The organism is Shewanella sp. 433, from assembly GCF_059338565.1.
Window position 1 is genome coordinate 1,897,338 of sequence record NZ_CM181703.1, and the last position, 11,334, is coordinate 1,908,671.

General features: G+C 46.6%; 8 protein-coding genes. 1 reads left to right on the plus strand and 7 read right to left on the minus strand.

The genetic code is table 11. The features are described 5' to 3' along the window. Nucleotides 1-4: 4 nt before the first annotated feature. The 3 genes from AC5YB1_RS08365 to AC5YB1_RS08375 all read right to left on the minus strand — a co-directional run bounded on the left by AC5YB1_RS08365 (nucleotide 5) and on the right by AC5YB1_RS08375 (nucleotide 5,263). Nucleotides 5-3,262 (minus strand): efflux RND transporter permease subunit, encoded by a 3,258-nt coding sequence (locus tag AC5YB1_RS08365; protein ID WP_494521451.1) that lies wholly within the window; start codon nucleotides 3,260-3,262, stop codon nucleotides 5-7. Nucleotides 3,263-3,310: 48 nt separating this feature from the next. Beyond that, entirely contained in the window at nucleotides 3,311-4,327 is a 1,017-nt protein-coding gene (locus AC5YB1_RS08370) for an efflux RND transporter periplasmic adaptor subunit (protein WP_494521452.1), read from the minus strand. Nucleotides 4,328-4,552: 225 nt separating this feature from the next. Beyond that, nucleotides 4,553-5,263, minus strand: a complete 711-nt coding sequence (locus tag AC5YB1_RS08375) for an SIMPL domain-containing protein (RefSeq protein ID WP_494521453.1) — start codon at nucleotides 5,261-5,263, stop codon at nucleotides 4,553-4,555. 281 nt (nucleotides 5,264-5,544) lie between these two features. Here AC5YB1_RS08375 and AC5YB1_RS08380 point away from each other — a divergent pair. Next, nucleotides 5,545-6,580 (plus strand): IS630 family transposase gene (locus AC5YB1_RS08380; protein WP_494518896.1). Its coding sequence is split into 2 segments (ribosomal slippage): nucleotides 5,545-6,003 and nucleotides 6,005-6,580, totalling 1,035 coding nucleotides; the frame shifts between segments, so codons are not numbered across the junction. 111 nt (nucleotides 6,581-6,691) lie between these two features. Here the strand turns inward: AC5YB1_RS08380 and AC5YB1_RS08385 are convergent. The 4 genes from AC5YB1_RS08385 to AC5YB1_RS08400 all read right to left on the minus strand — a co-directional run bounded on the left by AC5YB1_RS08385 (nucleotide 6,692) and on the right by AC5YB1_RS08400 (nucleotide 11,293). After that, nucleotides 6,692-8,008: an OmpP1/FadL family transporter gene (locus tag AC5YB1_RS08385; protein WP_494521454.1), complete on the minus strand. Its 1,317-nt coding sequence runs from the start codon at nucleotides 8,006-8,008 to the stop codon at nucleotides 6,692-6,694. A 434-nt stretch (nucleotides 8,009-8,442) separates the two neighbouring features. Continuing rightward, on the minus strand, nucleotides 8,443-9,894 hold the full coding sequence (gene putP, locus AC5YB1_RS08390) for a sodium/proline symporter PutP (protein WP_494521455.1): 1,452 nt from the start codon (nucleotides 9,892-9,894) through the stop codon (nucleotides 8,443-8,445). A gap of 138 nt (nucleotides 9,895-10,032) precedes the next feature. Next, entirely contained in the window at nucleotides 10,033-10,737 is a 705-nt protein-coding gene (locus AC5YB1_RS08395; protein ID WP_494521456.1) for a DUF3379 domain-containing protein, read from the minus strand. After that, entirely contained in the window at nucleotides 10,730-11,293 is a 564-nt protein-coding gene (locus AC5YB1_RS08400) for a sigma-70 family RNA polymerase sigma factor (RefSeq protein ID WP_494521457.1), read from the minus strand. The genes AC5YB1_RS08395 and AC5YB1_RS08400 overlap by 8 nt, the downstream gene beginning before the upstream one ends. Nucleotides 11,294-11,334 lie beyond the last annotated feature (41 nt).

The window sequence follows — 11,334 nt, forward strand, 5'->3', positions numbered from 1 at the left end:
TTAATTAACCGGCAGTATTTGCCGTTTTTTGTGGTATGCGGTGGCGCATCACTGTGTAATAGAGCACAGGGATCACAACCAAGGTAAGCAAGGTTGAGACTAAGATACCGAAGATCAAACTGATGGCTAATCCATTAAAAATGGGATCATCCAGAATGAATAAGGCACCAATCATGGCCGCAAGGCCTGTCAACATAATGGGCTTTGCTCGGACGGCACCAGAGTGAATAACCGCCTGTTCAAAGGGTACGCCCGACTCTGTCTCCTGGTTAATAAAGTCGACCAGTAATATTGAGTTACGCACAATAATCCCGGCAAGGGCGATCATGCCGATCATTGAGGTGGCGGTAAATTGAGCTCCGAGCAGGGCATGACCCGGCATCACTCCTATGATGGTAAGCGGAATGGGAGCCATAATGATCAGCGGAACCGAGTAGGAGCGAAATTGACCCACTACTAGGAGGTAAATCGCAATCATGCCCACTGCATAGGCGATCCCCATGTCACGGAATGTTTCGTAAGTAATTTTCCACTCGCCATCCCACAATACAGCAATGGTGTCTAAGCCTGAGGGTTGGTTGACATAATGCTGATCAAAGCCCAAGCCTGTCTCGCTATCTATGTCGGCGGCCATCTCAAACATACCGTATAGCGGGCTGTCTAGCGGCCCAGCCATATCGGCAACCACCATGATCATGGGGATCATGTTTTTATGAATAATGGGCGCATCTATGCTGCCTTTATTAATGCGCACCAATTCAGACACCGGCACTGAGTCACCGCTTTGAGTGGTGAGTCTGAGGTTTAGTACCTGCTCAAGATCCATCTTGGCAGCCTCCTCAAGCTGCAATTTAATTGGCACAGGTGTGGTTTGATTGGGTTTATGTAAGTAGCTCACCTGCTTGCCGCCAATGGAGGTGGTCACCAGATCAACGATATTGCTGTAAGGCACGCCTAATAAACTGGTCTTAGCGCGATCGATGGACACCTGCCATTTTTGTTGCATCGCAGGCAGATAGATATCGATATCGACCACATCTGGAGTTTGATGAAATAACGCTTGCAGCTGCAGGGCGGCGGTTTCTCTGAGCGCTTCGTTTGGCCCATACACCTCGGCCAGAATGGGTGACCATACCGGTGGGCCAGGAGGGACTTCAACCACCTTCACATTGGCATTATAGTGCGCCGCAGTAGCTTGCAGTGATTCGCGCACCGCTACGGCGATGCTGTGACTGTCACGATCGCGCTCAGATTTATCGACTAAATTGACCTGAATATCGCCAAGCTCCTGTGTTTGGCGTAAAAAGTAATGGCGCACTAAGCCGTTAAAGTTCATCGGTGCATTGGTGCCTGCATATAGCTGGTAATTCTCGACCTCGGCCACTTGGTTAAGCTGCTGTCCTAAGGCTTTAAGTACGCGCTGAGTTTGTTCCACCGGCGTGCCTTCGGGCATATCAAGCATCACTTGAAATTCTGATTTATTATCAAAAGGCAGCATTTTGAGTACCACCAGTTGAGTCACAGGCAAAGAGATAGCAATGGCAATGAGCACCACAATCCCAGCAGCCAGACCCAGACGAGCTTTACCCGCTTGTTTACCGTGCACAAAGGGTGAGATGAGCGCCGTAAAGATCGCCACCATACGATTGCTGCTGGAGGTGTCGCTGCTCTCCTGATGTTTGTGAGATTTATTTAACAGTTTAGTGGCCAGCCACGGGGTAACAATAAAGGCGATCGCCAGTGAGATTAACATCCCCATACTGGCATTAATGGGGATTGGGCTCATGTAAGGACCCATGAGTCCAGACACAAAAGCCATCGGCATTAGGGCGGCAATGACGGTGAAGGTGGCCAATATCGTAGGGCCACCGACCTCATCCACGGCAATCGGAATTAATTGGGTAAATTCCCGTTGTCCCAGCGCCATATGGCGGTGGATGTTTTCTACCACGACTATGGCATCATCAACTAAAATCCCTATTGAAAAAATAAGTGCAAACAATGAGATTCGGTTTAAGGTGAAACCCCATGCCCAAGAGGCAAAGAGGGTGATGGCCAAGGTAATAATAATGGCAATACCGACCACGATGGCTTCGCGTAACCCCATGGCAAGAAATACCAATACCACCACAGCCGAGGTGGCAAACACCAATTTCAAGATTAAGGTGTTGGCTTTATCTCCGGCGGTCTTACCGTAGTTACGCGATACCGTCACCTCTACGTCGGCAGGAATTAACACGTTGTTGACCGCATCAACGCGAGCCAAGATCTCATTGGCAATATCAACCGCGTTCTCACCAGGTTGTTTGCCAATGGCGATAGTGACCGCAGGGTAGGTGCCTTGTTTGTCGCTGTGCCACGCGTTTTGGGTCGGGATATCGCTGCTAAGGCTAATATCGGCTATGTCGGCGAGATACACAGGTGCACTGCGGCCGGACTCATCTTGATAGACAGCGACAACCAGTTGCTCAACTTCTTGTTGGGATTGTAAAAACTGCCCGGTTTGAATCTTAATTTCTTGGTTATCTTGAATAAGTGATACCGGCATGGATACATGGTTATTGCTGGCAAGGCTATTGCTGATCGCGTCATAGGTTAAGCCGTAAAAGCTCATTTTTGCCGGATCGATACGTACATTAAGGCTCACATTATGGCTACCAACAGTGTAAATTTCGCGGGTACCCGGAATGCGTTTTAGCTCAGTTTCGAGCCCCTTAGCCACTTGAGTTAATTGTTCGGCAGAGGTTAAGGTCGACTTTGACCAGAGGGTCAGGCTGACAATGGGCACATCATCGATACCACGTGGCTTGATCTGGGGCTCGCCGACCCCGGCTTGAGTGGCCACTTTATCCATATTGGAGTAGACCTGATTGTACAGCTTTACAATCGCCTCGTTGCGGGGAATTCCCACTTCAAAAATGGCGATCAGTAAGGCGCCATCAGGTTGTGAAAACGAATACAGGGTATCTATCCCTTTTATCTGCGACAGTACCTGCTCCATTGGTAGGGTGACTAATTGTTCGACTTCACTCGGAGTTGCTCCAGGAAAAGGAATATAGACATCGGCAAAGGTAACATCTATCTGTGGCTCTTCCTCTTTAGGGGTGACGAGTACCGCGAATAGCCCCAGTAAAATGCCGAGCAATGCCAATAGCGGTGTGATGGCGCTGAGTTGAAATAGTGCGGCGACTCGCCCGGAAAAACCCAGTGAATAGGGCTTGTTTTGTTGCTTGTCGCTATCTTGATTATGTGACGGCTTCATCTTATTTACGATTCCTATTAAACGGCCAAGTCCATTACAGCGCTCATATTATTGGGCTAGGTTAAGTCGGACTTGATAAGCGTCAGTCGCGATGACATCGCCTGCGGTTAAGCCTGCAAGCACTTCAAATTGATCATCTCGTTGCGCGCCTAGGCGCACTTGGGTGAGTTGGAATGTCCCTTGTTGCTCAAGGTAGACTGCACTCATCTCATTTTGATAAATAATGGCCGATTGAGGAATGGTAATAGTGCTGCGCTGGCCTGCAATAAACTTGGCTTTAACCCACATGCCCGGCATTAAGTTACTCATGCCTTCAGGTAAATCAATGCGCGTTTTATAGCTATGACTCAAAGGATCGGCAAAGGAGAATATGGTTAACTGTTGTGATACCACTTTTTGGCCGTCGCTAAGCTGCAGTTCAACGCTAGATTGGTTACGTAGGGCGTCGATATAACGCAGTGGTACATGAGTCACAGCGCGCATGTGCTCGGTTGAAAACCCACTGAGTAAAGCTTGACCTGGGGCGACCGTTTCACCCTCTTCAACATAACGCTGAGTCAACACGCCAGCAAAAGGGGCGCTGACCACGGTATATTGCAATGACTCATTGGCTTGCACGATCCGCGCTTTGGCGGCGCTAACGGCTTGCGCGGCCGAGCGGGCGGTGGCAATGGCTTGATCCATCTGCCCCTGTGAAATCGCACCTTGTGGAAACAGCTCTTCAAAGCGGCGACGTTGTTTTTGCGCTTCTTCATTTTGTGCGCGGGCTCGGGCGTATTCGGCTTCTGCAGCGGCGAGCTCTGCACCTTGAGACTTACTGGTGATCTCGAGTAATGGCGCGCCTTGGGGCACAATATCATTCACATCATAATAAAGCTTAATGATCCTGCCTGAGGTTTGCGCCGATACGGTGGCAGATTTTACCGCTTCAAGCTGCGCATCTAAGGTGACCCAGTGGGGTTGCTCTTTTGCGGTGACGGTTAGCGTCGGCAAGGTATTAGCGGAGGCTGTAACATTAAGCAGTAATGGCAGCAATGTGATTGATAATAGATGTTGAATACGCATGAGACTAACGACCTCCAAAAACTTCATAAGAAAATTCTAATGAACTTTTCAAGCTTGTGCAATCTTTTATTAGAAAAATACGATGAAGTGATGCGATAGGTTTACGCTTCGACTTCATCTAATACATCTAACAACTTCATATAAGGTATTTAATGACTTATGGTATTTCAATTTGCGCTTGCACCAGTTAGATAAGTGGTACTGTTTAAGACTCTGTCTGCGCGATTAATCATTAAGGTAATAGGTCAATGTCGAGACAACTCTTATTTTTTTGATGCTGGGCGTATTACTGTCGCGATCGGAAATTGTGAACTGCCCTTGAGAAGCCTGTTTGATTTTGCCCAGTTTTGAGGCCGAATCGATGGCAAATTTTTCTGCTGTCTGGCGCGCATTCTCAGTGGCAGACTGCACCATTTGCGGTTTAATGTCGTTTAACTGAGTAAAAATAAATTCGGTTCGACTATCATAATCTTGGCTCGATATCGCAATACCTTCTTTGGCTAATTCCAATAGATTGCTTTGTATGCGCAGTAATAACTCAACGCGCTGAGTGTAAAGGGAGACAGTCACTTGTGCGGCGTAGCGATAACGCACATTAGGATCGACATAGCCTTGCGCTTGTCTGTCTTGGATAGAAGGCTGTGATATTGAAACTTCATCACGGCTAAAGCCCTGTTTTATCAAGAAAGCAACCACCTTATCGGTTTTGCTTTGCACATTGAGGTAGAGATTATTTAAGTCGTTATCCACCTCTGTGAAGCGGATGGGCCAAATGGCGGTATCCGCATTCACTTCCAATTCAGCCAGGCCTTTTACGGTGACGGTGCGCTCCATGGCGCGCATAGTGATGAGGCTATTGCCCACTTGGCTGCCCAGCAGATAGAGACCAATGCAGATAAACGCGCCGAGCAGGATCGTGGGGAGTGATTTTTGCATAAAAAAGCGTCCTAATTGCTTGTTGTGCTTTATAAAGCATATGCTTGTTAAGGCTTTTTATCTAGCCTATTTTTTGATCAAAATTGAGTTCGTTGCAGTTCTTGATGAGGAGGAGATATTTGACACAGTTTGTTGGTTGCGAGTAAGTATCAGCGGGGCCGTATTTTGCTCTAACGCCTTATTCCTTTTGATTAGCATGATTTTTACGCCAGAGCAGATAATACCAATCTAAGTAAAAATATGATCTAATTGTATTTATCATATTCTCTTCATTTGTTGTTATGGATAACTTTAAGAATACCGACTTTAATTCACTAGCTCGTAAGCAAACATCTATTCAAATGAAGATGCGGCTACTTGCACTTGCTCATTTTCAAGATGGAAAGTCCCGAACACAAATTGCACGTTTTTTGAAAGTGAGTAGAACGAGTGTTAATAAGTGGGTACATGTCTTTTTAGAGGAAGGCTTAGCTGGGTTGCAAGAGAAGCCACGTACAGGTAGGCCACCATTTCTTAGCAAGAAACAACAAGCCCAACTCGCTGACTATATAGAAAAAAGAGCAAATAGCGATCAAGGTGGTAGATTGACGGGGGCACATATTCATAGCTACATTTTATCTGAGTTTGGTAAAAGCTATCATCCTGACTCAATCTATTATTTGTTGAATCATATGGGGTTTTCGTGGATAACCTCACGCTCTAAGCACCCAAAACAATCAATTGAAGCCCAGGAGGAGTTTAAAAAAATTCCAAATTAAAACGATCCTTAAGATCCCCGGGCACCTTTCTTTAGATCGCATTGATATTTGGTTTCAAGATGAAGCAAGATTTGGCCAACAAAATACGACAACGAAGATTTGGGCCAGAACGGGTACCAGACCACGGGTTGTACGGCAGCAGCAATTCGAATATGCATACCTATTTGGTTCTGTATGTCCTAATAGGGGCATAGGTCAGGCAATAGTCGTTCCATGGACGAGCAAGGAAGCGATGCACCTCCACTTAAAACAGATCTCGGACGTCACTGATATAGATCGACATGCTGTCGTGATAATGGATGGAGCCGGTTGGCATACCGAAGGTATCGCAGATGAATTCAAAAATGTCAGCATCATCAAATTACCGCCTTATTCACCAGAGCTAAATTCAATCGAACAAGTATGGAGCTGGATGCGCCAGCATTGTCTCGCCAATAGAGTTTTTAGAAATTATGAAGACATTGTCGATAGCGTTTGTGATGCCTGGAATACCTTTACCGATAGTTCAGAACGAGTGACACAAATGTGTTCTAGGGACTGGGCAAATATGACCAGTTAGTTTTCCAGTTTGGTATAAAACGAGATTTTTATAACATAAAAAACCGCACAATTGTGCGGTTTTTAGGTTACCTATCAGTGATAGGTAATTACAATTTATGCTAATTACACCTTAAAACGTGTAGTTGTACTGCATTGAATAATAGGTTGCATTTGAGCGCGTCGTGGCATTGACCATACCAGTGTTTGGCCCAATAGGTAACTTGTCCGTGACTGAGCTGTTTTCAATTAAGTGGACATCTTCACCGCGCACCACGGCGATACCAAAATCGATGCTGGTGTTGGTCGATAAGGCGTAGGTCGCGCCTGCGGTATACCATTTGCGATCAGAATCTGGGATAGAGATTGAACTCAGCTCACCCACAACGCCCTCATCAGCCATAAAGCCGGCACGCAGAGTCCAAGTGTTGTTTAGACTATAAGTACCACCGACACTGAACAACCATGAGTCATCCCATGCGTAGGTCTTTAAGCTGCTTGAGCCAACAGATACTGGCCCTAACGTCCCATCTGTCACGGTTAGCTCGTGGAAATCACCCCAAGTGGTTAATTGCGCAGTATAGTGCAGCGCAAATTTATCGGTCAACTGATGAAAACCTGCCACTTGGAAAATATCGGGTAGGGGAATATTGATCTCATCAAAGGCCACAAATGCGTTGGCTTGTGGGTTGTAAATATTGATATCACCCGAGGCTTTAAAATCTGGGCTAAAGCGGTAGCTCATGCCAAAACGGTGATCGGCATTGATTTCATATACAGCGCCGATAATACCACCAAACGCCACACCATCGGCATCGACATCAACCAACTGCTGATCGATGGCACCCGTAGGAGTCGGCAGCTTACCACCACGAGTGAGCGTGCCTTTACCGTAGATCATATCAAGGCCTGCACCGACACTAAAATGGTCGTTGAAGCGATATGATGCACTTAGGTTGAAGTTAAGCGTGGTGACTTCAGTCTTGCCCAATAGATCGAGCGGCGCGGGTAGCTTACCACCCACGAGTTGGGTCGATAAGTCTGAGGTATCGGTACCTGTACCGAAGTTACTGAACAGCGCCACCCCGTAGGCGAATTTATCGTTTACCGGGCTAACGTAGTAAAAGTTAGGGATGATTTTGGCATCTGCTGCATCATCGACACCGCCGTAATGGATTTCGCCTAACTGAGAGTCGATATAAACATCGCTCACTGTCACTTCAACATCGGCGTAGTTCAATCCCATTGATAGTTGTTTTTTGTCAAACAGCGCCATTGCGGCTGGGTTACGCGCTAATACCGATGCATTATCGGCAATAACGGCATCACCGGCAAAGGCTCGGCCCACACCGGTTGCTGATTGTGCATTAAGTAAAAAACCAGCTGCTATAGCTTGCGAGCTCGCGAGCGTAACGGCAACGGCTAATATTGTCTTGTTAAAAGGCTTCATAAATCAATTCTCATTATTATCGGTCTCGTCTTAGTGAGTTGGCTTAGCAATCTCTCGAGATCCTTTTGTTAGTCGGGTGCATAGTAGGGGGGGCGCGATGCGCCAACAACTCCGACCAGATGAGGGTTGGATGTTATTTTTATGTGAAATTAATGGCTTAGGCGATAGTAAAAGTGGCGTAGTGACTGAATGTCGCTCGTGACATTAGATATAGCCTGTGTTGTGGGGTTCAGCTTGTTTAACTGTCAAGTTAATAGGTTGTTAATTTGGTTGTTTGTGTCAAAAGTGACAAGTATAAAAAAAGCGTACACGTGTACGCTTTTTAGTTTGGAACAGTCATTTGCCTGAAAGCTTGATATCGATAAACCGGTTTATCGTTAGCTCCGTTTACCGCCCCAGTCTAATGTGACAATGTAATCTGCAGTAGCATAGGATCAAAGCTTGGCGCTAAATTGCTCAAACTGCTGCGTGATGGCTTTAGCTGGTTTAAACAGCAGACTAAATACTATGCCCGCAAGAGTGGCGAACAAAAATCCAGGTAAAATCTCGTATAACTCAAATATGCCACCACTGGCTTGTTTCCATAGCACTACCGTTAGCGCACCGACTAAAATGGTGGCAACGGCACCATTACGGCTATAGTGCTTCCAAAATAGTGCGAGCAATACCACAGGGCCAAATGCGGCGCCAAATCCGGCCCAAGCGTAACTGACGAGGCCTAATACACTGCTTTCTGGGTTAAGTGCGATAACGCCGGAGACTAGTGCAATAGCCAGCACACCCACACGGCCAACGAGCATCAACTCTTTACTGCTCGCCTCTGGACGTAGCCATTTTTTATAGAAATCTTCTGTGACCACACTGGAACACACCAGTAGCTGCGAGTCGATAGTACTCATAATGGCCGACAGAATAGCGGCGATGAGCAATCCACCTATCCAAGGGTTAAAAGCGGCGTGCGCTAAATGAATGAAGACTGTTTCTGGGTTTGCTAGTGGTTCATCGGCAAAATAGAGCGAGCCAGCAAGTCCTGTAGCGAGGGCACCAATTAAGGCAACCACCATCCAACTCATGGCGATGCGGCGTGACACGACAATATCATCGGCAGTGCCGATAGCCATAAAGCGTGACAAAATATGTGGCTGGCCAAAATAACCCAGCCCCCAAGCCAGTAACGACACTAGGCCAATCACAGTAGTATCTTGATTAATCATCGACAACATGGCGGGATCAAGCTGATGTAAACCATTTTGCGTTTCGGGTTGATTGAAAATGGCCACAGGGACAAACAGTAAGGCGATAAGCATTAAACAGCCTTGGAAGAAGTCAGTCCAGCTTACGGCAAAGAAGCCCCCGACAAAGGTGTAAGCCACAATAATGGTTGAACCTATGATTAGGGCTAAGGTGTAATCTAACCCAAAGACTTTCTCAAACAGTATGGCGCCACCGACCATGCCCGATGAGGCATAAAAGGTGAAAAACACCAAAATAGTGACCGCGGAGACCAGTCTTAACATGCCATGTTTATCGTCGAAGCGCTTTTCAAAAAAGTCAGGCAGGGTTAGCGCGTTATCGGTAAATTGGGTATAGATACGCAGGCGCTTGGCAACAAACAGCCAGTTGAGCCACGCACCGAAGACTAAGCCGATGCCGATCCAGGCTTCTCCTAAACCACCAAGATAGACGGCGCCAGGTAAGCCTAATAGTAACCAACCTGACATGTCAGATGCGCCAACACTCAATGCCGTTACCGCGGGGCCCATAGATCGACCCCCTAAGATATAGTCGTCAACCGAATCGGTTGCTTTATAGGCCCATAGGCCTATGCCCATCATTAAGGCAAGATAGCCAAAAAAAGTGATTAATATGGGTAATTCAATAGTCATGCTTGTGCCACTTTATAGTTATGTTTTTTTAAGAGGTCGCTATGCTAGCAGATGTTGGCTCTGTAGCTCAATAAAGGGGGTGAATGTGATTAAGATCTAACCTATGGCAAGTAAAACTTGCCATAGGTTGTAATGATTTTAGATGAATGTTTGCTGAATTTCGCTTTTAATGTTGTCTATATCGGCGTGATGTTCTGCAACTAGCAACATGTAGGCATTGTCTGCCGTGAAGCCTTCACCCTGATAACGGTTGTTGGCAAAAGCTTGTTCTAGGATCATGCGCTCTTCAATGGGTACGATAAATAAGGTGACCTTGCCTTGCTTACCTTGCATGACTAAATGCAAACTTCTAACCCCTTGGAAGTCGCAGTAGGTACTGAAAAACACGCGTCCTGGCTGCTCAGTAAAACGAGCATTGGCAAAATTACCCAATGACGCTAACTGACTATTGATGGTGTTATAGCTGATATCCAGACTGCTTTGCATCGCTACGGTCTCATGAGCAACATGGGCTAGGGCATGTTCACCCAAATCGACCGGTCCCAGCCTAAACAGGCTAAAACTGATGCCTGCGACAAAAGCCACCGATGCCACCATCGCTAAAGTGAAGCCCATTTTGCGTCGTTGCACTTGGTGTCGATGCAACTGTTGATTCAATAGCAGTTTTGCTTCTAAACCGCTAGGGACGTCAATATTCAGCGCCGCTTCAATTTGATGGTCTAAGCGCTTTAAGTCATTGACAAACTGAGCGCGCTGACTCGATTCTCCCATAGCAGCAACAAAGTCGGCGTCACGACGCTGCGGATTTTCATAGGCCTCGCGGCGGAATTTTAGCTCATCCATTGGAGTGCCCCCTTGTTTGCGTATCATCGAGCATTTCTTTTAATTGATTGCGTGCCCTGAAGAGGCGCGTCATAACAGTATTGCGGTTAAGTTCTAATATGTTAGCAATTTCATCGCCAGTAAAACCACCGATAACCTGCAGCACCAGTGGTTCTCGGTATTCGACTTCAAGGCGAGCTATTTGCCGTCTGAGCAGATGTTGCTCCATATTGTCTTCAGTTGATAACGACACATTGTCGGCCAATTCAGATTGTTCAACATCAGAGTAGTCAAACTGTTTGCGTTCAAACCTTCGGGCATTTTCTCTGCGTAAAATAGTGATTAACCAAGCTTTAGCGGCTTTATCATCCTTAAGGGATTCGAGCGAACGCCAAGCCCTTAAAAAGGTCTCTTGGGTGATATCTTCTGCGATATGTTTGTCGCCGCAAAGCCAGTAGGCGTAGCGGTAGAGATCGCCATGGAGCGCCCTGACAAGGCTATCGTATCGTCGTTGTTTACTTAGCATGTCATTATTGACCGAGAGACTCGGTACTTTCTTTCGTTTAAAGCTAAACATTTTTACTCGCTATGTAGGCGTATGTGGTGCTTGTGTGATTA

Bases quoted from the DNA above. Each gene is read 5' to 3' on its own strand.
- AC5YB1_RS08375 (WP_494521453.1), bottom strand. From the start codon at position 5,263: ATGCAAAAATCACTCCCCACGATCCTGCTCGGCGCGTTTATCTGCATT.
- putP (WP_494521455.1), bottom strand. From the start codon at position 9,894: ATGACTATTGAATTACCCATATTAATCACTTTTTTTGGCTATCTTGCC.
- AC5YB1_RS08365 (WP_494521451.1), bottom strand. From the start codon at position 3,262: ATGAAGCCGTCACATAATCAAGATAGCGACAAGCAACAAAACAAGCCC.
- AC5YB1_RS08395 (WP_494521456.1), bottom strand. From the start codon at position 10,737: ATGGATGAGCTAAAATTCCGCCGCGAGGCCTATGAAAATCCGCAGCGT.
- AC5YB1_RS08370 (WP_494521452.1), bottom strand. From the start codon at position 4,327: ATGCGTATTCAACATCTATTATCAATCACATTGCTGCCATTACTGCTT.
- AC5YB1_RS08400 (WP_494521457.1), bottom strand. From the start codon at position 11,293: ATGTTTAGCTTTAAACGAAAGAAAGTACCGAGTCTCTCGGTCAATAAT.
- AC5YB1_RS08385 (WP_494521454.1), bottom strand. From the start codon at position 8,008: ATGAAGCCTTTTAACAAGACAATATTAGCCGTTGCCGTTACGCTCGCG.